21 protein-coding genes are annotated in these 21,892 nt (G+C 73.4%); 11 read left to right on the forward strand and 10 right to left on the reverse strand.

Annotated elements, in window-relative coordinates; translation table 11 throughout:
• The first annotated feature begins 23 nt into the window (after positions 1–23).
• Positions 24–1,259, forward strand: a complete 1,236-nt coding sequence (xseA, locus tag FB380_RS01335; protein WP_166753509.1) for an exodeoxyribonuclease VII large subunit — start codon at positions 24–26, stop codon at positions 1,257–1,259.
• Positions 1,256–1,486 carry an exodeoxyribonuclease VII small subunit gene (locus tag FB380_RS01340; protein WP_166753510.1) on the forward strand — a complete coding sequence of 77 codons (231 nt, stop codon included), beginning with the start codon at positions 1,256–1,258 and terminating at the stop codon, positions 1,484–1,486. Before xseA ends, FB380_RS01340 begins: the two co-directional genes overlap by 4 nt.
• Before the next feature lie 36 nt (positions 1,487–1,522).
• Here FB380_RS01340 and FB380_RS01345 read toward each other — a convergent pair whose 3' ends face one another.
• Positions 1,523–2,194, reverse strand: coding sequence for a DUF4245 domain-containing protein (locus tag FB380_RS01345; protein ID WP_166753511.1), 672 nt, complete (start codon positions 2,192–2,194; stop codon positions 1,523–1,525).
• A 70-nt stretch (positions 2,195–2,264) separates the two neighbouring features.
• On the opposite strand from FB380_RS01345, the gene glpX reads away from it, so the two are divergent.
• A complete protein-coding gene (gene glpX, locus FB380_RS01350) occupies positions 2,265–3,320 on the forward strand; it encodes a class II fructose-bisphosphatase (protein ID WP_268237741.1) in 1,056 nt (351 codons plus the stop codon).
• 54 nt (positions 3,321–3,374) lie between these two features.
• Here the strand turns inward: glpX and FB380_RS01355 are convergent, their stop codons facing one another.
• Positions 3,375–4,034, reverse strand: a complete 660-nt coding sequence (locus tag FB380_RS01355; protein ID WP_166753513.1) for a DUF1707 SHOCT-like domain-containing protein — start codon at positions 4,032–4,034, stop codon at positions 3,375–3,377.
• A 209-nt stretch (positions 4,035–4,243) separates the two neighbouring features.
• Between FB380_RS01355 and FB380_RS01360 the strand changes: the two genes are divergently transcribed.
• The 3 genes from FB380_RS01360 (at position 4,244) to FB380_RS25750 (ending at position 9,247) form a co-directional block, all read left to right on the forward strand.
• Positions 4,244–5,647, forward strand: a complete 1,404-nt coding sequence (locus FB380_RS01360) for a class II fumarate hydratase (RefSeq protein ID WP_166753514.1) — start codon at positions 4,244–4,246, stop codon at positions 5,645–5,647.
• A gap of 128 nt (positions 5,648–5,775) precedes the next feature.
• Positions 5,776–7,077, forward strand: a complete 1,302-nt coding sequence (locus FB380_RS01365) for a citrate synthase (protein WP_166753515.1) — start codon at positions 5,776–5,778, stop codon at positions 7,075–7,077.
• Between the two features lie 250 nt (positions 7,078–7,327).
• On the forward strand, positions 7,328–9,247 hold the full coding sequence (locus FB380_RS25750) for an NlpC/P60 family protein (protein WP_166753516.1): 1,920 nt from the start codon (positions 7,328–7,330) through the stop codon (positions 9,245–9,247).
• Positions 9,248–9,270: 23 nt separating this feature from the next.
• Here FB380_RS25750 and FB380_RS01375 read toward each other — a convergent pair whose 3' ends face one another.
• The 8 genes from FB380_RS01375 to FB380_RS01410 form a co-directional block, all read right to left on the reverse strand.
• Complete coding sequence (locus FB380_RS01375; RefSeq protein ID WP_166753517.1) at positions 9,271–10,032, reverse strand: hypothetical protein; 762 nt, start codon at positions 10,030–10,032, stop codon at positions 9,271–9,273.
• Entirely contained in the window at positions 10,029–10,376 is a 348-nt protein-coding gene (locus FB380_RS01380; protein ID WP_166753518.1) for a hypothetical protein, read from the reverse strand. Before FB380_RS01380 ends, FB380_RS01375 begins: the two co-directional genes overlap by 4 nt.
• A 197-nt stretch (positions 10,377–10,573) precedes the next feature.
• The gene (locus FB380_RS01385; RefSeq protein WP_229682040.1) at positions 10,574–11,671 is read right to left on the reverse strand and encodes a sigma-70 family RNA polymerase sigma factor; all 1,098 of its coding nucleotides are present in this window, start codon (positions 11,669–11,671) and stop codon (positions 10,574–10,576) included.
• 94 nt (positions 11,672–11,765) lie between these two features.
• On the reverse strand, positions 11,766–12,356 hold the full coding sequence (locus FB380_RS24025) for a hypothetical protein (protein WP_188959577.1): 591 nt from the start codon (positions 12,354–12,356) through the stop codon (positions 11,766–11,768).
• Between the two features lie 142 nt (positions 12,357–12,498).
• Positions 12,499–12,747, reverse strand: coding sequence for a carbon storage regulator CsrA (csrA, locus tag FB380_RS25195; RefSeq protein ID WP_166753519.1), 249 nt, complete (start codon positions 12,745–12,747; stop codon positions 12,499–12,501).
• Between the two features lie 143 nt (positions 12,748–12,890).
• A complete protein-coding gene (gene flgL, locus FB380_RS01400; protein ID WP_166753520.1) occupies positions 12,891–13,799 on the reverse strand; it encodes a flagellar hook-associated protein FlgL in 909 nt (302 codons plus the stop codon).
• A gap of 4 nt (positions 13,800–13,803) precedes the next feature.
• Positions 13,804–15,228, reverse strand: coding sequence for a flagellar hook-associated protein FlgK (gene flgK / locus FB380_RS01405; RefSeq protein WP_166753521.1), 1,425 nt, complete (start codon positions 15,226–15,228; stop codon positions 13,804–13,806).
• Positions 15,225–15,713, reverse strand: a complete 489-nt coding sequence (locus FB380_RS01410) for a flagellar protein FlgN (protein ID WP_166753522.1) — start codon at positions 15,711–15,713, stop codon at positions 15,225–15,227. The genes flgK and FB380_RS01410 overlap by 4 nt, the downstream gene beginning before the upstream one ends.
• A 181-nt stretch (positions 15,714–15,894) precedes the next feature.
• Here FB380_RS01410 and FB380_RS01415 point away from each other — a divergent pair, with 181 nt between their 5' ends.
• From FB380_RS01415 to fliD, 5 genes are all read left to right on the forward strand, one after another.
• On the forward strand, positions 15,895–16,812 hold the full coding sequence (locus FB380_RS01415; protein ID WP_229682041.1) for a sigma-70 family RNA polymerase sigma factor: 918 nt from the start codon (positions 15,895–15,897) through the stop codon (positions 16,810–16,812).
• Positions 16,813–16,953: 141 nt separating this feature from the next.
• Positions 16,954–17,790, forward strand: a complete 837-nt coding sequence (locus FB380_RS01420; protein WP_208382718.1) for a flagellin N-terminal helical domain-containing protein — start codon at positions 16,954–16,956, stop codon at positions 17,788–17,790.
• A gap of 117 nt (positions 17,791–17,907) precedes the next feature.
• Positions 17,908–19,047, forward strand: coding sequence for a flagellin N-terminal helical domain-containing protein (locus tag FB380_RS01425; protein WP_166753524.1), 1,140 nt, complete (start codon positions 17,908–17,910; stop codon positions 19,045–19,047).
• Positions 19,048–19,275: 228 nt separating this feature from the next.
• Complete coding sequence (locus FB380_RS25200) at positions 19,276–20,412, forward strand: flagellin N-terminal helical domain-containing protein (protein ID WP_166753525.1); 1,137 nt, start codon at positions 19,276–19,278, stop codon at positions 20,410–20,412.
• A 104-nt stretch (positions 20,413–20,516) separates the two neighbouring features.
• A complete protein-coding gene (gene fliD, locus FB380_RS01435) occupies positions 20,517–21,878 on the forward strand; it encodes a flagellar filament capping protein FliD (protein WP_166753526.1) in 1,362 nt (453 codons plus the stop codon).
• Positions 21,879–21,892: the final 14 nt, after the last annotated feature.

Genomic DNA, 21,892 nt, shown 5'->3' on the forward strand with positions numbered 1-21,892 from the left:
AGGGGGATGGCAGGCTCGGCCGGGTGAGCAGCCCGTCCTCCCCCGAGTCACCGTGGCCGGTGCGCACCGTCGCCCGGAAGGTCGCCGAGTGGATCGGCCGGCTCGGCGAGGTGTGGGTCGAGGGGCAGGTCGCCCAGCTGTCCCGGCGCGGCAACGCGGCCACCGTCTTCCTCACCCTGCGCGACCCGGCCGCGGACCTCTCGGTGCCGGTCACCTGCCACCGGGACGTCGCGGACCGGCCGGGCCTGGAGCTCACCGAGGGCGCCCGGGTCATCGTCCGGGCCCGCCCCGACTACTACGTCGCGCGCGGGTCCTTCTCGCTGCGCGCCACCGAGATCCGGGCGGTGGGTCTCGGGGAGCTGCTGGCCCGGATCGAGCGGATCCGCCGGCTGCTGGCCGCCGAGGGCCTCTTCGACGCCGCCCGCAAGCGCCCGCTGCCCTTCGCCCCCGCCGTCGTCGGCGTGATCACCGGGCGGGACAGCGCCGCCGAGCGCGACGTGCTGGTCACCGCCCGCCGACGCTGGCCCGCGGTCCGCTTCGCCATGCACAACTGCGCCGTGCAGGGCCCGACGGCGGCCGAGTCGGTGATCGCCGGGCTGCAGCGGCTGGACGCCGACCCGACGGTGCAGGTCATCGTCATCGCCCGCGGCGGCGGTTCGGTCGAGGACCTGCTGCCGTTCTCCGACGAGGGCCTGGTGCGGGCGATCGCGGCCAGCCGCACGCCCGTCGTCACCGCGGTCGGGCACGAGACCGACACCACGCTGGTCGACCACGTGGCCGACGTCCGGGCGGCCACCCCCACCGACGCCGCCCACCGGGTCGTCCCGGAGATCGGCGAGCAGACCCGGCTGGTCGAGGGGCTGCGCGCCCGGGCCCGGCACCTGCTGGGCAGCCGGCTGGACCAGCAGGAGCGCTGGCTGGAGTCGGTGCGCAGCCGCCCGGTGCTCGCCGATCCCCAGCGACTCCTGGCCGGCCGGGCCGACGACGTCACCGCGCTGCGGACCCGGGCCACCCGCACGCTGACCCACCGGGTGGAGGGCGCCGAACGCGACCTCGTGCACGCCCGCGCCCGGGTCGCGGCGCTGTCCCCGGCGGCGACCCTGGACCGCGGCTACGCGGTGGTCCAGCGGGCCGACGGCACGCTGGTCCGGGACCCCGCCGAGGTGGACGACGGCGAGCGGCTGCAGGTGCGGGTCGCCGGTGGCCGCCTCCCGGTGCGGGTCGACCGCACGCCCGCCGGGGAGGATGGGCAACCGTGACCGAACAGCCCGAGCAGGCCGTCGAGCCGACCCAGACCTACGAGCAGGCCCGCGAGGAGCTCGCCGACGTGGTGCGCCGGCTGGAGGCCGGCGGCCTGACGCTGGAGGAGTCGCTGGCGCTCTGGGAGCGCGGGGAGCAGCTGGCCGAGCTGTGCCAGCACTGGCTGGACCGGGCGCGCGAACGCCTGGCGGCCGCCGCTCCCCCGGAGCAGGACCAGCGGGCGTAGGGCTCCGAGCGAGCCGGCCGCGCCCGCCGAGCGGGCTCAGGGGGCGTAGGGCTCCAGCGAGCCGGCCAGCGTGGCCAGCTCCTCCTCCGTCGCCGAACCGGTGACCACCAGGGTGGCGCCGTCCTCGACCCGGGTCAGCGCCGTCTCACCGCGCTGGGTGTCCAGCCGCTCCCACGTCTGCCCGCCGACCTGCTCCGAGCCGTCGGCGGTCGCGCCCTCCAGGACGTCGGCGACCGCGGATGCGGCCGGGTCGTCGCTGACGACGTACCCGGCGTACTCCTCGCCGGGGGTGAACCAGCCGATCTCCAGGGTGACCGCGTCCCCGGCCCGGACCGAGCCGGCGTTGGTGCGCACGCTGGTCGGACGCCACCCGTCGGGGAGGTCGGTCGGCACGAGGAGCGCGTAGTCGGCCCGCTCCGCGGCCGCCCGCTGCGCGCTCGTGGGGTCGACGTCGCGGACCGGGTCCGAGGGGTTCTGCCGCAGCGCGGTGATGCCCACGATCACCAGGCAGATGACCAGCAGCGGCAGCAGCGACCGGATCATGTTGGCCGAGGTGAATCGGTGCATCCGGTCGACGGCCGGGGAGGCGGCGGGCGAGGCACCGGTCGCGGGGGCGGTGCTCGCGGCGTCGGTGGTGGTCACGGAGGTCTGGGCGGGCCGGGTCTGGTCGGGCCGGGGCTGCTGGCCGTCCTGGCCGGTGTCGGGCATGCCCCTAGGATCGCAGCACCGCTCCACCACACCGCTGGGCAGCGTCGCCCGACGGCTCTCAGGAGGTCCCGTGTCCCTGCCACTGCCCGACGGCCCGCCGCACGCACGGCCGGCCTCGACCCTGCGCGCCGGCCGTCCGGCGCCGGACCGCAACCTGGCCCTGGAGCTGGTCCGCGTCACCGAGGCCGGCGCGCTGGCCGCCGGCCGGTGGGTCGGCCGGGGCGACAAGAACGGTGGGGACGGCGCCGCGGTCGACGCGATGCGCGCGCTCATCGGCACGGTGCACATGCGCGGCGTCGTCGTCATCGGGGAGGGCGAGAAGGACCAGGCCCCGATGCTCTACAACGGCGAGCACGTCGGCGACGGCTGGGGCAACGACTACGACGTCGCGGTCGACCCGGTCGACGGCACCACCCTGATGGCCAAGGGCATGCCCAACGCCATCGCGGTGATGGCGGTCGCCGACCGCGGGGCGATGTACGACCCGTCCGCCGTCTTCTACATGGAGAAGATCGCCACCGGCCCCGCGGCCGCCGACGTCGTCGACATCACCGCCCCCGTGGCGGACAACATCCGCAAGGTGGCGAAGGCCAAGCGCAGCTCGGTGGGCGACGTCACCGTCTGCATCCTGGACCGGCCGCGGCACGAGACCCTGGTCCGCGAGGTGCGCGAGGCCGGCGCCCGGATCAAGTTCATCACCGACGGCGACGTCGCCGGGGCGATCGCGGCCGCCCGGGAGGGCACCGGCGTCGACCTGCTGATGGGGATCGGTGGCACGCCGGAGGGGATCATCACCGCCTGCGCCCTGAAGTGCATGGGCGGTGCGTTGCAGGGCCGGCTGTGGCCCAAGGACGACGAGGAGCGGCAGCGGGCACTCGACGCGGGTCACGACCTGGACCGGGTGCTGGCCATCGACGACCTGGTCAGCGGCGACGTGTTCTTCGTCGCCACCGGCATCACCGACGGCGAGCTGCTGCGCGGCGTCCAGTACCGGGCCGGCGGCGCGACCACGCAGTCGCTGGTCATGCGCTCGCGGTCGGGCACCATCCGCTCGATCGAGAGCCTGCACTCGCTGGAGAAGCTCAACCAGTACTCGGCCGTCCCCTTCGGCGAGGACGAGGACTGAGCGGAGGGCCCGCTGCCCCGGGCAGCGGGCCCTCCGGCGAGGTCGGCCGGCCGCTCAGGGAGCGGGCGGCGGGGCCGACCGGCGCTCGGCCAGCCGGTCCAGGACGGCCCGCCAGCGGCTGGGTGACTCCCCCGGCGCCAGGCTGCGGAGCTTCAGGTCACCGAAGACCGTCCAGCCCCGGACGAGGACCCGCGGGGTGCCCGGGAGCCGGGGCACCGGCGCCAGCTCGGTCTTGCGGTCGCCGAAGACGGTCCAGCCCTCGATCTCCGCGGCCACGCCCTCGCTGACGATCACCTCGACGTCGCCGAAGACCGTGCCCAGCTGCAGCGCCACCGTCTCCTCGGCCGTGCGCAGCCCGCGCAGGTCGATGCGGACGTCACCGAAGACGGTGCTGGCCCGCTCCGGCACGCTGGTGGTCGCGGTCAGCTTCACGTCGCCGAAGACGGTGGCGATGGTGCCCGTCGTGCGCTCGCCGACGATCTCCCCGAAGGCCGGGACGGCCGTCGCCGGCGCGGGGAGGTCGGCGAGCAGCTGGTCCAGGTCGGCCGTCGTCACCGCGGCGTAGGCGACGTCGGCCCGCTGGGTGAACTCGTCGACGCTGATCCGCCCCTCGCCGAGGGCGGTCTGCAGCCGGGTGACGACCGCGTCGCGCTCGGCGTCGGACGCACGCACCACGGGCACCGGACCGGGCTCGCCGCCCTGCTGCTGGCTCATGCCCGGGACCCTAGCCGCGGACCCCGCGGACGCTCGTGCTCTGGTGCACCGGTACGGCCAGAGCACGAGCGCACCGCCACGGCCCTGCCGTGCACTCCCCCGCGGCCTGCCGCCGGCTCGTGCGCCGGACCCTGGCCGCGGCGCCCGCCCGCGGTGTCTAGGGTCGCTCCCGCAAGGCCATCACCACCACACCACACCGGGAGCGCAGCGTGGCCACCGAGACCGACGGCGGGGAGTACCGCATCGAGCACGACTCCATGGGGGAGGTCCGCGTCCCCTCGTGGGCGAAGTGGCGCGCGCAGACCCAGCGGGCCGTGGAGAACTTCCCGATCTCCGGCACGCCCATCGAGCGCGAGCTGATCGGCGCGCTGGCCGCGATCAAGGGCGCCGCCGCCGCGGTGAACGCCTCCCTCGGGGTGCTGCCGCAGGACGTCGCCGACGCCGTCACCGAGGCCGCGGCGACCGTCGCCCGGGGCGACTGGGACGCCCACTTCCCGATCGACGTCTTCCAGACGGGGTCGGGGACGTCGAGCAACATGAACACCAACGAGGTCATCGCGACCCTGGCCACCGAGGCCCTCGGGTCGCCGGTGCACCCCAACGACCACGTCAACGCCTCGCAGTCGTCCAACGACGTCTTCCCCTCCGCCATCCACGTCGCGGCGACCGGCGCCATCGTGCGCGACCTGGTGCCCGCGCTGGAGCACCTGGCCGGCTCGCTGGAGCGCAAGGCCACCGAGTTCGCCGAGGTCGTGAAGAGCGGCCGCACCCACCTGATGGACGCCACCCCGGTGACCCTCGGGCAGGAGTTCGGCGGCTACGCGGCCGCCGTCCGCTACGGCATCGAGCGGCTGCAGGCCTCCCTCCCCCGGATCGGCGAGCTCCCGCTCGGCGGCACCGCCGTGGGCACGGGCATCAACACCCCGCCCGGTTTCGCCGCCGCCATCATCGAGCGACTGGCCGGCGAGCTGGACCTGCCGCTGTCGGAGGCCCGTGACCACTTCGAGGCGCAGAGCTCCCGGGACGCCCTCGTCGAGGGCTCCGGTCAGCTCAAGACCATCGCCGTCGGGCTGATCAAGATCGCCAACGACCTGCGCTGGATGGGCTCGGGCCCGCGCACCGGCCTGGGCGAGATCGCCCTGCCCGACCTCCAGCCGGGCAGCTCGATCATGCCGGGCAAGGTGAACCCGGTGATCCCCGAGGCGGTGATCCAGGTCGGCGCCCAGGTGATCGGCAACGACGCCGCCGTCACCTACGCCGGCACCACCGGCGTCTTCGAGCTCAACGTGACCCTGCCGCTGATGGCCCGCAACGTGCTCGAGTCGATCCGGCTGCTGGCCAACGTCAGCCGGCTGCTGGCCGACCGCTGCGTCGACGGCGTCACCGCCAACGTCGAGCAGTGCCGCACCTACGCCGAGTCCTCCCCCTCGATCGTCACGCCGCTGAACAAGTACATCGGCTACGAGGAGGCGGCCAAGGTCGCCAAGCAGTCGCTGGCCGAGCAGAAGACGATCCGCCAGGTCGTCGTGGAGCGCGGGTACGTGGAGCAGGGGAAGCTCACCGAGGAGCAGCTGGACGCCGCCCTCGACGTGCTCTCGATGACCCACCCCTGACCGAGGCCCCTCCTGCTCCCCACCACGCGCGTGGCGGGCCCGGCAGGAGGGCCGACGCGGCCCCGTCGCAGGACTCTGCGGCGGGGCCGTGTCGCATCCCGCGGAGAACTGAGTAGCGTCCAGACCTGATGAGCGAGACAGCGAACACCCCAGACGTAGCCCTGCGCTGGCCCGGCGGCGAACTGCCGCTGCGGGTCATCCCCTCGACCGAAGGGTCGGAGGGCATCGACACCAGCAAGCTGCTGGCCACCACCGGCCAGGTCGCCCTGGACATCGGGTTCGTGAACACCGCGTCCTGCACCTCGGAGATCACCTACATCGACGGTGACCAGGGCATCCTGCGGTACCGCGGGTACCCGATCGACCAGCTGGCCGGGAAGGCCAGCTTCCTCGAGGTCTCCTACCTGCTGATCTACGGCGAGCTGCCGACGGCCGACCAGCTGGCGGAGTTCGACCAGGGCATCCGGCGGCACACCCTGCTGCACGAGGACCTGAAGCAGTTCTTCAAGGGCTTCCCCCGCGACGCGCACCCGATGCCGGTGCTCTCCTCGGCGGTCAGCGCGCTGTCGACCTTCTACCAGGACTCGCTGGACCCGTTCGACTCCAAGCAGGTGGAGATCTCCACGCTGCGCCTGCTGGCCAAGCTGCCGACCATCGCCGCCTACGCCTACAAGAAGTCGGTCGGGCAGCCGTTCCTCTACCCGGACAACTCACTGGGCCTGGTGGAGAACTTCCTCCGGATGACCTTCGGGTTCCCGGCCGAGCCCTACGAGGCCGACCCGGAGCTGGTCAAGGCGCTGGACATGCTCTTCGTCCTGCACGCCGACCACGAGCAGAACTGCTCGACCTCGACCGTCCGGCTGGTCGGTTCCTCGCACGCCAACATGTTCGCCTCGGTCTCCGCCGGCATCAACGCGCTGTTCGGCCCGCTGCACGGCGGGGCCAACCAGTCGGTGCTGGAGATGCTGGAGGCGATCAAGCGCGACGGCGGCGACATCGAGCGCTTCGTCGCCCGGGTGAAGGACAAGGAGCCCGGCGTCAAGCTGATGGGCTTCGGGCACCGGGTCTACAAGAACTACGACCCGCGCGCCGCCCTGGTGAAGGCGACCGCCGACACGGTGCTGGACAAGCTGGGCGGCAACAACGAGCTGCTCGACCTGGCCCGCCAGCTCGAGGAGATCGCCCTCTCCGACGACTACTTCGTCGAGCGCAAGCTCTACCCGAACGTCGACTTCTACACCGGCCTCATCTACCGGGCGATGGGCTTCCCGACCCGGATGTTCACCGTGCTGTTCGCCATCGGCCGGCTGCCGGGCTGGATCGCCCAGTGGCGGGAGATGATCGAGGACCCGGCCACGAAGATCGGCCGCCCGCGCCAGGTCTACACCGGCCCGGCCGAGCGTTCCTTCGTGGAGATCGCCGAACGCTGATCGAAGGGCTCCCTCCCGCCCGTCGCCGGCTCAGCGCGGGTCCCCGAGAGGAGCCGCTGCAGCACGTCACCAGGCCCCGCCGTCCAGCTGGACGGCGGGGCCTCGTCGTCGTCCCTCTCCCCCGAAGGGGTGGGCTGCACCCCCCGAACCGGTGACGGACCTCCACCGGGCCCGTGGGCACGTCGATGGGATCAGGACACCGGACGCCGCCTGGCGGCCGGGCCGATCCGACGCAGCCGGGGGGACGACGGTGCCCGCACCACGTGCGCACGCTCCTGCGTCGCCGCCCCGGGCCCAGTCCACCGCCGGCCGGCCCGCCCGTAAGGCCCCTGCCCGTAAGCCGCCTGCCCGGAAGCCGGCCACCCGGACGACCGCCCGGCAGCCCACGGGGAGGAAGCCGGCGCCGCGCACGGCTGCCGGTCGCCGCCCGACCCCCGGACGTCGCCGGCCTCCGCCGAGGCGCGGCCGCACCCCCGGTGCCACCCAGCGCTGGTGGTACCGGCTGGCCGTCGTCAGTGCCGCCACCCTCGCCCTGATCGGCGTCCTGGCCGTCACCGCCCAGCCGCCCACCGAGGCCGGCCAGGTGCCCGCCCCGGCCGCCGCCGGCCTGGCGGAGTCCACCGCCGCGACCCTCGCCGACGCCGCTGCCCGCCACCGGGCCGCCCTGTCCGAGGCGGAGCGGCTCACCGCCCAGGCACAGCAGGCCCGGGACGCCGGCGCGGCCGCGCTGGCCGTCGTCGCCGCCGACCGGGACGCCGTGGGGCTCCATGCCGCCGCGGCGTACCGGCGCAGCCCGGCGGAGCGCTGGCCCCTGGCGCAGCTCTCCGTCCACTCCCCCGGCTCGACGCCGGAGGTGCTGCACGCGCAGGGCCTGGCCGAGCAGCTGACCGAGCAGCAGGACGCCTCGGTCGCCCGCGCCGCGCGGGCCGCCGTGCAGGCGGCGCAGCAGACCGACCTCGCCGCCGCGGCCGACGCGGGCGCGGCGCAGGCGCGCAGCCGGGCCGACGCGGTGCTCACCGAGGTCCGCGCGATCGTCGCCGACCTCGACCCGACGGTCAGCGCCCAGTGGGCCGCGCTGTCGGCGAGCCCCGCCGACGCCGGCCAGCAGACCCGCAACGCCGCCGCGCTGGCCGGCTGGCAGGACCACCTGGGACGGCTGGCGGCCGCGGGGGTCACCCCGCCCCCCGCCGCGACCCTGACCGACCCAGACGCCCTGCCGGCCGGGCTCGCCGTGCTGCGCGACGCCGCGGGCGCGCCGGTGCCGGGCGTCGCCACCACCTACGCGGCCGGCGGCACGCTGACCGTGCTGCCCGCCGAGACCGTCGCCGCGGTCAGCGCCGCCTTCGCCCAGCTGGGCAGGCCCTACCTCGTCGGCCAGCACGGGCCCGACGGTTACGACTGCGGTGGGCTCACCGCCACGGCGTGGGCGCAGGGCGGCATCGGGCTGCCCACCGACCTGGCCGGCCAGTGGGCCCAGGGCACGCCCGTGCCGGTCGGGCAGCTCCAGGTCGGCGACCTGGTGTTCCGCACCGACCCGCGCAGCGGCCTGGACGACGTGGGCCTGTACCTGGGCGGCACGAGCGTGCTCTCCGCCTCCGCCGACCGCCGGCAGGTGGCGGTGCGCGAGCTGGCCGACCTGAGCACCGCCGTCCGGGTGACCGTGCCGCCGGCCACTCCGGCACCGCTGCCGGTCAGCGGCCCCGTCCCGGCGGCGTGCAGCGCACCGCTGCCCGCCCCGGGCAGCGCCTCCGGGCCGGCGAGCGGGGCGTGGGGTGGCTGGGCCAACGGGCAGATCCCGGCCGACCAGCTCTGCACGATCGGGGGCGGGCACCGGCTGCGCTGCGATGCGGCGGCCGCCTACCGGGCGATGTCCGCGGCCTACGCGCAGACCTTCGGCGCCCCGCTGTGCATCACCGACTCCTACCGGTCGCTGGGCGCGCAGGTCGACGTCCACCACCGGAAGCCGGGGATCACCGCGGTGCCGGGCACCTCGAACCACGGGTGGGCCCTGGCGGTCGACCTGTGCGGCGGGATCAACCGCTTCGGCACCGCGGAGGCCGCGTGGATGCGGCTCAACGCCGGGCACTACGGGTGGCTGCAACCGGACTGGGCCCAGGCGGGCGGGCAGAACCCGGAGCCGTGGCACTGGGAGTACGGCGTCCTGAGCTGACCGGCCGAGGAGATCGCGGCGGGTCAGGCCCAGCCGAGGTCGGCCAGCGCCCGCCAGGGCAGGGTCGCGCACGCGTCGTCCGCCTCGGCGACCAGCCGGCGCGCCACGGCCGCGTCCGCGCAGGCGACCGGCCGGCCGGGCGTGACCACGACCTGCATGTCGTGCAACCGCAGCCCGGCGGCGGCCATCTCGACGAGCAGCTCCTCGGGGCGGACCAGGACCGCGGTGTCCACGCCCGGCACGCCGGTCGAGGTCCACAGGCCCAGCGGCCCCTCCACCCGTAGCGCGGTCCGGACGACGGCGGCCCGGCCCAGCGCCGCCGAGCGCGCCTGGTGCACCAGGGGCAGTGACGCGGTGCGGGACGGCCGCCAGGGCACGACGAGGGAGTCCCGGGCGACCACCACCCGCCAGCCGAGCGCGGTCTGCCGGACGTCGGACCAGTCCAGGACGGCGATGCCCGAGGCCAGGGCGATCGGGTCGGGCACCGGGCGGCGCGCGAGCCAGGCGCGCAGCGCGGTGGCCACCGACTCGGCCGCCACGGGCACCCGCGCGCGGGTCATCTGCTCGGCGAGCTCGGCGAGCAGGACCCGGGTGCGGCGGCCGGTGTCGTCGAGCACCAGCATCGGGCCGCGACCCGCGCCGTCGAGGACGGCCAGCTCGAGGTCCGGGTCGACCCCCCGGTCGGCCAGCAGCTCCACGGCGGCCCGCACGTCGGACACCCGGACCTCGGCCCGGTTCAGTCGCTGCAGGAGCCCCGCCGGGGTGCCGAAGAGCGCTCCGGTCATGCGCTGCGTCCTCCGGTCAGGGCTTCTCGGGCCACGGTCGCCAGACCGGGCAGGGACAACACGCTCGCCAGCTCGACGGCGGACAACCGGACCGGGACCACGTCGTCGGACCAGCCGGTGGCCCGGCGGACGCGCGCGGTGGGCGCGGGCCAGACGACCTCGCGGGCGGCGGCCACCTGGAGCTCGGTGAGCACCTCGCCCAGGTGGACGGCGACCACCGGGTGCAGCGGCCCGTCGTCGAGCGCGGCCTGCACGGCCCGCTCGACCTCGAGCCGGTCCGGGCTGCTCAGCCAGTGTGGGACGAGCACCGCCTGGACCGGCCCGCCGGCGGGTGGGCCGCTCACTCCCCCACCCCGGGACGACGGGCTCCGGACCCGGTCCGGGAGCCGTCCCCCGCACGGTGGCGAGGGGGCTCCGGCGCGGTCACGACTTGTATATCGGCAGGTGAGAGGCCCGATGGACCCGGATCGCAACCTTTTCCGCCCGCTGTCGTCAGCGCCGGGGCGCCGGGCCGCCGCACGTGCCGGCGACCCGGACGGGGTCAGCCGCCGAGCTCGGTGAGCCGCTCCTTGAGGGCCTTCTCGGCGCGGTCGGCGTGCACGTTCATGTTGCGCACCGACGTGCCCAGGTCGGCCGACAGCTGGGTCTTGGTCTGCCCGCCCCAGGTGGTCAGGTACCAGGTCGCCCAGCCCAGCACGTTCGGCTGCGCGGCCCGCTGGTCCCGGCGGGCGGTCGGGTCGGGCGCGCACGCGGCGGTCAGCGCGTGCGACAGCAGGCTCTGCTCCGCCTCGCCCATGATCTCGTCGGGCACCTCGGCGCTGTCCGGGACCACGAACTCGACCGTGTCGGCACCGCCGTCGAGGGACTGGAGGTTGCGCAGTCCGTTCAGGGTGGCGACGGTCTGGGAGTTGCGGCGCAGCGTCGCCACGCTCTGGCCCATGTAGGCGGCCAGCTCCTTCTCGCTGGGGCGGCGCTGGTGCTCGGCGGTGAAGGCGGCGACCGCCTTCTGCTGCTTGTTCTCGGTGTCGGCGGCCGTGCGGCCGTACGCGTTGCGGCCCAGGTCGTGCACCCACTTGGAGAGCTGGGTGGCCAGGAAGGCGCCGAAGGGCACCGACTTGGTCTCGTCGTACTGGCTCACCGCCTTCAGCACCCACTCGGCGACCTGCTGGTCGACGTCATCGTTGTCGGGCAGGTGCAGCCGGATGGTGCTCATGTTCCGCTGCAGGCGCTTGAGGCTGACCCGGCAGTAGTGCCGGCACAGCCCGTCCAGGAAGGCGGCGGGCAGGTCGCGGGGGGCCCGGCGGCGCACGCCGGTCTCCGGCCGCAGCCCGACGGTGGCGTAGCCCCCGGCGGCGCACCACGCGCGGATCAGGCCGGCGAGCGACTCGGCCGTGCCGGTCTCGCCGTCGACCCGGTACAGGCCGTCACCCTCGTCGTAGGTCACCTCGACCTCGGCCGGCAAAGCGGCCCGGAAGTCGGTCAGCGGCAGCTCCCGGTCGGTGCGGAAGTGCACCCGGTCGCGCGGGGTGATCGGGGCCAGCGCCCAGCCCTCGGCCTCGGTGAGCCCGCCGAAGACCAGCGGCTCACGGGTGCGGGCGGGGTCGGTGGCGAGCTGGGTGGTGAGCATGTCCTGGGACACCGGTCCTCCTGAGGGGAAGTGCAGGTGGGCGGGGTGGGCGTGCCGGGGGCGGTGCAGCAGCGGGGCCGGCCGGGTGGGCCGACCGCCTCCGGCCTCAGACGAGGACGGGCACCCCGCGGCCGACCGGGGCGTGCACGCTGTCGTCGAGGGGACGACGCGGCGACGGGATCCGCGGGGCGGGCATCCGCGGCGCGGGCATCCGCGGCCGGGGGGTCTCGACGGCCTCGAGCACGCCGGCGGCTGCGGCACGCTCGACCTCGTTCGGCTCGGCGACGTACACCGGCATGAAGTCGTAGAGGTCGGTGAAGAGCCCGTCGACGAAGGCGTAGGCGGCCTGCGCCTGGTCGGAGAACTTCGCGATCAGCTCGCGCGGGCCGAGCTCCACGCCGACGGTGACCCGGACGGCGCGGTCGTCGCCGCTGAGCCCGGTGAGGGCGAAGGACACCGACTCGTGCCGGGTGGCCAGCGCCGCCAGGGCGGCGAGGCACCGGCGGGTGGCCGAGCGGCGGGGGCGGAGCTGGACGTGCACCACGACCGTCTCCGACCAGGCCGCGGCCTGGTCACCGGAGGAGCCGTCGACGACATCGCACGGACGCAGGTCGCCGGAGCCGGACGGCCCGACGCGCAGGTCGACGGGCAGCTCGACGTCGATGACCGGGCCCGATGCGAGTGCGCTGAGTTCCATGTTCGTCTCCCCCTGTAACCGTGGTGCTGTGGGGGAAGACTTGCGCACGATCGGAGCCGTGGACGGCGAGACTCGCCGCCCTGTGACTACTGTGACGGCTGAGGTGAGCTGTTATTGCGCCGTATAGACCAACCCGATGGCATTACTTGCCAGTCGGCTGCTCCGGTCCTGGTGCAAATGCCGACAAGGCACCCAGCGCGTCCGCGGCCACCTCGGCAGCCAGGCTCTGGGCCTCGGCGATCTGCTTGTAGACCTCCTCGCGGTGGATGGTCACCTCGCGGGGGGCCTTGAAGCCGAGCCGCACGGTCCCGCCGCGCACCTCGACGACGTAGACCTCGATGTCCTCGCCGATCCGGATGCTCTCGCCGACGCTGCGGGTGAGAGTGAGCATGGGTACCCCTCCATGGGTTCGTGTGGGCCGTCCGTGGCATCGCCCCGCCGGTCGGCGGGGCCGGGCGCGCCCACCCGGGTGGGTGCGCCCTGCTCCTGATCTCTCGGCAGGTGGCCCCCGGAACGGGGCCACCTGCCGCGGTGTCACCGCAGGAAGTCCAGCAGAGTCGGCTGGATGGCCTTCGCAGTGGCCCCCAGCGCGGCCTCGTAGCCGACCTGCTGCATCTGCAGGTTCATGATCGTCTTCGGCAGGTCGACGTTCTCCGTCGCCGCCGACCGACTGGTCAGCGACAGCTGCAGGTCGTTGTTCACCTGCTGCGCCGTCTCGATCCGGTTGGTGCGCGTACCGATGTCGGCAGCCACGTTCAGCAGCCGGTTGAGCGCGGCGTCCAGGTCTGCGAGGTGTCCCTCCACGGCAGCCGGGTCCGTGACCACGTCGGCAGCGATCCGGCCGACGACGGCGAAGAGGTCCGGGCCCGCGTCGGGGTCTCCGAACGCCTCGGGTCCGGTGATGTCCACCCGTACCGAGTCGGACTCCGAGACCTGCCGGCTGGTGGGGACGACCGGCACCCCTCCGGTGCCGCCGAAACCGGTGTACCCGCCCGTGGCGGCGTCGTAGGCCGTGGAGCCGCTCGTCACGCCACCGAACACCGGCCGCCCCTGCACCGTGGTGTTGGCCAGTCCGAGCATGCTCTCCCGGATGCCGGCGATCTCGGTGGCGATCGCGGTCCGCGCGGCTTCGGACTGAGCGCCGGTGTTGAGCCCCTGGACGGTCAGCGCCCGGACGTTCTGCACCTGCTTGATCATGTTCTGCAGGGCGGAGTCCGTCGCGTCGAGCAGACCGATCCCGTCGGTGATGTTCCGGGCGTACTGCAGGGCACCGGCGAGCTCCTGGCGGGTCTGCATCGCGGCGTTCGTGCCGGTGGGGTCGTCGGAGGGCTTGTTGATCGTCTTGCCCGACGTCAGCTGCGCCTGCAGCTTGGCGATGGCCTCCTGGTTGCGGTTGAGGCCCTGCAGTGCGGTGACGGCGAGCGAGCGCTGGGTGATCCGCATCAGGTCACAGCCCCACTCGGCCGGTGCGGTTGATCAGCACGTCGAGGGTCTCGTCGATGGTGGTGATCACCCGCGCAGCCGCGGAGTAGGCGTGCTGGAACTGCAGCATGTTCGTCATCTCCTCGTCGAGGTTGACCCCCGAGACGGACTCGCGGGACGCGTCCACCTGTGCGGCGACCACCGTCTGCGTCTTCAGGTTGCTCGTGGCCACCGACGCCTCGACCCCGAGGTCGACGATCAGCTGCCGGTAGGCCACCGCGACACCGGTGTCGGCCTTGGCCATCGCGGCAAGCTTGGCGGCGTTCCCGGCGTCGGCGGAGGCGTTCGTGCCGTTCGGGGCGAACGACGCGGCGGCCAGCTCGGTCGGGTCGGTGATCAGCAGGGTGATGTTGGCGGCGGTGACCGGGACGGCCGGTACGGAGCCCGAACCGAACATCGGCCCGCCCGGGTCGCCGTTCTTGTCATAGGCCATCGGCGGGCCGGCGTGCACGGCGTTGACCTGGTCGGCCAGCTGCCGGGCGACCACGTCGAGCTTCTGCTGGTACCGCGGGATGGTCTGGCTCAGCGCCGTCAGCGCACCGCCCGCCGTGCCACCGAGGGCGAGCCGGGTGCCGCCCGGGTCGGTGACGAACGCGGGGTCCGTGGCCGTGGCCTCGGCGGGGACCTCGGTGCCGACGGCCCGGATGCCGATCGCCGAGACGCCGGAGACCAGCATGGCGCCGGCGACGGACACGTTCACCTGCCCGTCGTCACCGGGGGACGAGGTGGCCCCGATCGAGGTGGCCAGGTCCATCACCAGACCGTCCCGCTTGTCGGCCAGCTCGTTGACCGGCAGGCCGGCCTGGGTCGCGCGCTTGATCGCCCGGTTCAGGTCCGCGATCGACTGGGTCTTCGCGTTCACGTCCTGCGCCAGGGTGTCCAGGCTGTCGCGGGTCTGGGTCCACTGCTTGTCCAGGTTGGCGCTCGTGGTGTGCAGCTCGGCGACCAGCGTGGCGGTCTTCTGCAGCACGGCCGTCCGGGCGCCGTCCTCGGTCGGGTGGTTGGCGACGTCGCCCCACGCGGTGAACACCGCGGTGAGCTTGGCCTGGATGCCGGTCTCCCCCGGCTCGCGGAAGGCCTGCTCGATCTGCGCGAGGGTGGCGTCCTGCGCGGTCATCCGGGCGGTCGAGGCGGACTCGATCTGCGCCCGGCTCTCCAGGAAGCCGTCCCGGATGCGGATCACCTTGTCGGCGTCGACGCCCTGCCCGACCTGGTTGCTGACCGCGTACATGGCCGGGACGGCGTTGCCCCCGACCGACTGCAGCTCGGCCCGCTGCCGGGTGTAGCCCGCGGTGTTGACGTTGGCGATGTTCTGCCCGGTGACGTCCAGCCCGCGCTGCTGCGCCCACAGGGCCGTCGTCGCCGTGTTCAGACCGGAGAAGGAACTCACAGCGCACCGTCCAGGGTGACCGAGCGGTAGGCGTTGCCGGCCGTGCGGCCGGACTGGGTGTACGTGCCGGCCGCGGTGTGGGGCTGGGTGGACGCCAGGGCGTCGTTGATGACGGCCAGGCCGCTCTCGATCAGCTCCTTGTTGGCGTCGGAGAGCCCGCGCAGCTCCGAGACGAGGACCAGGAGGGCCTCGTGGTGCTTGGCGTAGAGGTCGTCCCACGGCGCCGGCGCCGAGTCGGCGAGCTGGCGCAGCGACGGGTTGGCCGCCAGCCCCAGCCGGCCGGCGATCTGCTCGGTGGCCGCGGCCCGCTCGAGCTCGAGGGTCCGCAGCTGCTCCAGGACCACCTCGATCTCGTGGGCGATCCGGGCCAGCCACCGGCTCTTGCCGGTGACGATGAGGTACTGCTTCTCCTCGGCCTTGAAGAGCAGGAGGTCCAGCAGCTCCTGCTCCCGCCAGAGCAACGTCGACAGGTGCTGGTGGTCCATGCCGGCCTTTCCGTCGTCGTGTGCAGCCCGTCGTGCAGGCCTGCGCCCACCGGGACCGGCGGGCGCTGTCGATCTCCCTTCGGCACCCGGCGGCGCACGGTCAAGCCGAGATGGCTCAAGGAGGCACGGAAATGTGCCGATGGCGGTGCCACGTGGTCGCCGGTCAGCCGAGAAGGAGGGCGTGACCGCAGCCCGCCCCGCCGTGAGTGAGCGCCGCCCCGCCGACGTCGACGCGATGGTGACCACCCATCTCCCGCTGGCCCAGTTCGCGGTGAACGCGGTGGCCTCGCGCATCTCCCTGCCCAGCCACGTAAGCCGGGACGACCTGCTCTCCTGCGCGAGCGTCGCGCTGGTCGAGGTCGCCCGCCGGTTCGACCCGGCCGCCGGGGCGACGTTCGCCACCTACGCCCTGCCGCGACTGCAGGGCGCCGTCCTGGACGAGCTGCGCTCCGGTGACTGGGCCAGCCGCTCGGTCCGGGCCGCGGCGCGGCGCACCGATGCGGCGACCGACGCGCTGACGATCAGCCTGGGCCGGCCGCCGACGAAGGAGGAGCTGGCCGCCAGCCTCGGCGTCCAGCGCGCGGAGCTGGACTCGCTGCAGATCGACGTCCACCGGGCCGTGATGGTCAGCATGGACGCGGAGACGGGCACCGACGGGGGCTCGCTCGACCTGCCCGACACCGGCGACTCACCGGAACGGGCACTGCTGCGCGGTGAGCGGGCTCGGCACCTGCACGAGGCGATCCGCGCCCTGCCCGACCGGCTCGACGAGGTCGTGGAGCGCAACTTCTTCGGGGACGAGTCGCTCACCGACATCGCCGACTCGCTCGGCGTCACGCTCTCCCGCGTCTCGCAGATGCGGGCCCGGGCACTCACCCTGCTGCACGCCGCGATGAGCGAGGTGTGGGACGGCACCACCGTCCCCGCCGACGGTGGGGTGCGCGCCCGCAACCAGCAGCGCGCCTACGTCGAACGGGTCGCCGCCCGGCAGACCGCCGGCCGCAGCCCGGCCGTCACTCCCCCGGTCCCGGCGCCGCGCCCCGGCTCGCGGCGCGGCTGGATCCTCCCCGAGCGTGGGGCGGCTGCCCTCCCCGCCTGAGCCGCCGCCCCGGCGAGTCACACCCACACCACGGACCTCACCCGTTCGGGTTGAGACCGGGCCCCCCGGACCGTAGAAGAGAGCGATCCCGCCGCACGGCTGCGGCGGTTCCTTCTCGTTCCCGGTCCACGGAGGGCCCGCATGAGCCTGGTCGTCAACAGCAACATCGCCGGGATGAACTCGGCCCGCGCCCTCGGCACCGCCGATCGGCAGCTCACCACGTCGGTCGAGCGCCTCTCGTCGGGTCAGCGGGTCAACCGCGCCGCGGACGACGCCTCAGGCCTCGCGATCTCGGAGAACATGCGGGCCCAGATCGGCGGGCTGCGGGTCGCCCTGCGCAACAGCCAGGACGGCATCTCCGTGTTGCGGACGGCGGACGGCGCACTCACGGGGACGCACGCGATCCTGCACCGCATGCGGGACCTGGCGGTCCAGGCCGCCAGCGCCGGCAGCCTCGACGACGACGCACGCTCGGCGGTGCAGTCGGAGATCACCGGACTGACCGCGGAGCTGGACCGGATCGCGCAGACGACGCAGTTCAACGGCCGGAGGCTGCTCGACGGCAGCTACCGGACGACCTTCCAGATCGGCGCCGACGTCGGGCACCTGCTCGCCGTGGACCTCGGGCCGGCCGTCAGCGCAGCTGGTCTCGGCGTGGCCGCCGTGGACGTGCGGACCGACCCGGGTGCCGATGGCTCCGGTACGGCGACGGCGATCGCCGCCATCGACGCTGCGATCGGGCACGTCTCGACGGTCCGGGGCGCCGTGGGTGCGATGCAGAACCGCCTGGAGCACAACCTCGAGAAGGTCGGCGCGGCGCTGGTCAACACCGCGGCGTCGGAGGGCCGCATCCGCGACGCCGACCTGGCGCAGGAGATGACCGCCCTCGCCCGGACCCGGGTGCTCACCGAGGCCGGCACCGCGATGCTCGCCCAGGCGAACCAGTCCGCCCCGCGGGTGCTGCAACTGCTGAGCTGACCCACCCCCTCGGGGGGATCCCCGAGAGGAACCCTCAAGGACCTCCCGGACCCGGCCGTTACAGGGGCCAGAGCCCACCGCACGGAAGCGGTACGGCACCGTCCAAGGAGGAACACCATGGGTCTGAGCGTCAACAACAACATCGCGGCGATGAACTCGTACCGCAACCTGGCCATCACCGACAGCCAGATGAGCAAGTCGCTGGAGAAGCTGTCGTCCGGCTTCCGCATCAACCGCGCCGCCGACGACGCCGCGGGCCTGGCCATCTCCGAGGGCCTGCGCTCGCAGATCGGTGGCGTGAAGGTCGCCGTCCGCAACACCCAGGACGGCATCTCGGTCGTGCAGACCGCTGAAGGTGCGCTCACCGAGACCCACTCGCTGCTGCAGCGCATGCGTGACCTGGCCGTGCAGGCCAGCAACGACGGCGGTCTGAACGCCGCGGCCAAGACCAACATCCAGGCCGAGGTCACCCAGCTGCAGTCCGAGCTGACCCGCATCGCCGACACCACCAAGTTCAACGGCAACAAGCTGCTCGACGGCAGCTTCAACGCCAACTTCCAGGTCGGTGCCAACGCCGGGGAGACCATCGGCGTCGCCGTCACCCAGGGCATGAGCGCCGCCCAGCTGGGTGTCGCCGCCATCGACGTCTCCACCGGTGGCCCGGAGTGGGCCTCCGCCCCGGGCAGCCTGGCCTACACCGGCGCCACGGCCCCGGCGCTGACGGTCAACGTCAACGGCACCGGTGCCCGCACGCTGGACCTGACCGGCTGGTCGGCCGGGACCACGGCCGCCGACGCCGCCGCCAACCAGGCCCTCATCCAGAAGGCCTACGACACCGAGCTCAACGGCAGCGGCTTCACCGTCAAGGTCGACAGCTACGGCGGCGTCAAGGCCAACGGGCCCACCGGCTCCGTGGCCGCTGACCTGGTCCTGGGCGGCGGCACCATCGCCACCACCTTCAACGCGACGGCGGCCTCGGGCGCCAGCGCCGCGATCAGCGCCATCGACACCGCCATCGGCCTGGTCTCCACCACCCGGGCCAACCTCGGTGCGCTGCAGAACCGGTTCGAGCACACCATCAACAACCTGAACGTCACGGTGGAGAACCTGACCGCGTCGGAGAGCCGCATCCGCGACACCGACATGGCCTCGGAGATGACCAACTTCACCCGGGCGCAGATCCTGACCCAGGCCGGCACCGCGATGCTGGCCCAGGCCAACCAGGCCCCGCAGGGCATCCTCCGCCTGCTGGGCTGACCCACCCCGCAGCACCTGAGCACCACCCGGTGAGGGGGGAGGCCCCCGGGCCTCTCCCCTCACTGCTGTGCCGCCCCGGCGCAGCCGCTCGGACCTCTCCGTGGACCGCGGGAAGAAGGTCGCCGTTTCGGGTTGAGAACCTGCGGCGGTCCGCCGATCCCGGTAGAGCAACACCCCGCAGCACGGATGCAGCGGAGTCCCTGAAACCCACTTCCACGGAGGAACACCATGGGTCTGAGCGTCAACAACAACATCGCGGCGATGAACTCGTACCGCAACCTGTCGATCACCGACAACCAGATGGGCAAGTCGCTGGAGAAGCTCTCCTCCGGCTTCCGCATCAACCGCGCCGCCGACGACGCCGCGGGCCTGGCCATCTCCGAGGGCCTGCGCTCGCAGATCGGTGGCCTCAAGGTCGCCGTCCGCAACACCCAGGACGGCATCTCGGTCGTGCAGACCGCTGAAGGTGCGCTCACCGAGACGCACAGCCTGCTGCAGCGCATGCGCGACCTGGCCGTGCAGGCCAGCAACGACGGTGGTCTGAACGCCGCGGCCAAGACCAACATCCAGGCCGAGGTCACCCAGCTGCAGTCCGAGCTGACCCGCATCGCCGACACCACCAAGTTCAACGGCAACAAGCTGCTCGACGGCAGCTTCAACGCCAACTTCCAGGTCGGTGCCAACGCCGGGGAGACCATCGGCGTCGCCGTCACCCAGGGCATGAGCGCCGCCCAGCTGGGTGTCGCCACGGTCGATGTCTCCACCGGTGGCCCGGAGTGGGCCTCCGCCCCGGGCAGCCTGTCCTTCACCGGTACCGCCCCGACGCTGACGGTCGACGTCAACGGCACCGGTGCCCGCACGCTGGACCTGGCCGGCTGGTCGGCCGGGACCACGGCCGCCGACGCCGCCGCCAACCAGGCCCTCATCCAGAAGGCCTACGACACCGAGCTCAACGGCAGCGGCTTCACCGTCAAGGTCGACAGCTACGGCGGCGTCAAGGCCAACGGGCCCACCGGCTCCGTGGCCGCTGACCTGGTCCTGGGCGGCGGCACCATCGCCACCACCTTCAACGCGACGGCGGCCTCGGGCGCCAGCGCCGCGATCAGCGCCATCGACACCGCCATCGGCCTGGTCTCCACCACCCGGGCCAACCTCGGTGCGCTGCAGAACCGGTTCGAGCACACCATCAACAACCTGAACGTCGCGGTGGAGAACCTGTCCGCGTCGGAGAGCCGCATCCGCGACACCGACATGGCCCAGGAGATGACCAACTTCACCCGCACGCAGATCCTGACCCAGGCCGGCACCGCGATGCTGGCCCAGGCCAACCAGGCCCCGCAGGGGATCCTGAAGCTGCTGGGCTGATCCACCCGCACCACCTGAGCACCACCCGGTGAGGGGGGAGGCCCCCGGGCCTCCCCCCTCACTGCACTCCCCGTCCCGAGCACCGGAGGTATCCCATGGCAGGCATGAGCGTGAGCACGGGCCTCATCTCGGGCATCGACTACAAGACGATGATCAGCCAGCTGATGCAGGTCGAGGCGAACCCGCAGACGCTGCTGAAGCAGCAGCTCTCGGCCACCAACGCCGACGCCGCCGCCTACCGGGCAGTCAACACGCGGTTCGAGGCCCTGCGCACCGCCGCAGCAGCGCTCACCGCGGACACCGCCTGGACCGCCACCAAGGCGAGCAGCTCGGACCCCTCCGTGACCGCGACGGCCGCCGCCGGCGCGACCGCCGGGTCGCTGAGCTTCACCGTCACCAGCCTGGCGACCACCCACTCCGTCTACAGCACCGGCAGCTGGGCCACGGCCGACACCGCGCTGAACGCGACCGGCCCGACCACCCTCACCATCGGCGGGGTCGACGTGCCGCTGGCCGCCGGCCAGACGCTCACCGACGCCGTCACGGCCATCAACGAGTCCACGGCCGGTGTCACCGCGGTGGCGGTCGACACCGGGAGCGGCTTCCGGCTCCAGCTCACCTCCCAGAAGTCCGGCGCCGGCGGCGTCTTCACCGTGTCCGGCGACGTGCCGGTCGCCACGCTGTCGAGCGGCACCGACGCGAAGCTCCGGGTCGGGGATGCGACAGCGGGCTACGACGTGACCTCACCGACCAACACGTTCACCGACGTGTTGCCCGGCACCACCTTCACGGTCAGCAAGAAGGACGCCGCAGCGACGGTGACCGTGTCGAAGGACCCCGATGCCACGGCCGCCAAGGTGCAGACCCTGGTGGACGCCGCCAACGCGCTGCAGTCGGCGATCACCTCGTACACCGACCCGAAGAGCAGCAGTGCCACCCTCAAGGGCGACACCACGCTCCGGGCCCTGTCCAACCGGATCGCCGGCGTCGTGTCCTACGCGGTGGGCGGGGTCTCGGCGTCCACCGTCGGCATCCAGCTCAACCGGGACGGCACGTTCGCGTTCGACAAGACCGTGTTCACCGGGGCGCTGACCGCCGACCCGGCCAAGGTGCAGAAGGTCTTCGCCGAGTCGAAGGTCACGAGCACCGGCGCGGACGGCGTCAGCGGCAACGCCGACGACGTCAGCTCGCCGATCGGCCTGGCCGCGCAGCTCGAGGCGCTCGCCAAGGGCGCCAGCGACACGACCACCGGTTCGCTGGTCCTGCTCGCGACGAGCGAGGACGCGCAGGCGAAGGACCTGCAGGCTCGGATCGACGCCTGGGACACCCGGCTGGCACTGCGCGAGCAGACGATCACCCGACAGTTCACCGCCATGGAGACCGCGCTGAGCACCATGCAGAACCAGGCGTCCTGGCTGAGCTCACAGATCGCCGGGCTGCCCTCCTGGTCCTCTTCCTCCAAGTAGTCCTGACCCCGCTG

Origin of the sequence: Modestobacter marinus (assembly GCF_011758655.1) — a bacterium.
In the GTDB taxonomy this organism is placed as follows: domain Bacteria; phylum Actinomycetota; class Actinomycetes; order Mycobacteriales; family Geodermatophilaceae; genus Modestobacter; species Modestobacter marinus.

Excerpts from the sequence above, each read along its gene's own strand:
- flgL (WP_166753520.1), bottom strand. The coding sequence starts at position 13,799 with ATGCGGATCACCCAGCGCTCGCTCGCCGTCACCGCACTGCAGGGCCTC.
- FB380_RS01355 (WP_166753513.1), bottom strand. The coding sequence starts at position 4,034 with ATGAGCCAGCAGCAGGGCGGCGAGCCCGGTCCGGTGCCCGTGGTGCGT.
- FB380_RS01425 (WP_166753524.1), top strand. The coding sequence starts at position 17,908 with ATGGGTCTGAGCGTCAACAACAACATCGCGGCGATGAACTCGTACCGC.
- FB380_RS01365 (WP_166753515.1), top strand. The coding sequence starts at position 5,776 with ATGAGCGAGACAGCGAACACCCCAGACGTAGCCCTGCGCTGGCCCGGC.
- FB380_RS24025 (WP_188959577.1), bottom strand. The coding sequence starts at position 12,356 with ATGGAACTCAGCGCACTCGCATCGGGCCCGGTCATCGACGTCGAGCTG.
- csrA (WP_166753519.1), bottom strand. The coding sequence starts at position 12,747 with ATGCTCACTCTCACCCGCAGCGTCGGCGAGAGCATCCGGATCGGCGAG.
- fliD (WP_166753526.1), top strand. The coding sequence starts at position 20,517 with ATGAGCGTGAGCACGGGCCTCATCTCGGGCATCGACTACAAGACGATG.
- FB380_RS25200 (WP_166753525.1), top strand. The coding sequence starts at position 19,276 with ATGGGTCTGAGCGTCAACAACAACATCGCGGCGATGAACTCGTACCGC.
- FB380_RS01345 (WP_166753511.1), bottom strand. The coding sequence starts at position 2,194 with ATGCCCGACACCGGCCAGGACGGCCAGCAGCCCCGGCCCGACCAGACC.
- FB380_RS01420 (WP_208382718.1), top strand. The coding sequence starts at position 16,954 with ATGAGCCTGGTCGTCAACAGCAACATCGCCGGGATGAACTCGGCCCGC.
- FB380_RS01375 (WP_166753517.1), bottom strand. The coding sequence starts at position 10,032 with ATGACCGGAGCGCTCTTCGGCACCCCGGCGGGGCTCCTGCAGCGACTG.
- FB380_RS01410 (WP_166753522.1), bottom strand. The coding sequence starts at position 15,713 with ATGGACCACCAGCACCTGTCGACGTTGCTCTGGCGGGAGCAGGAGCTG.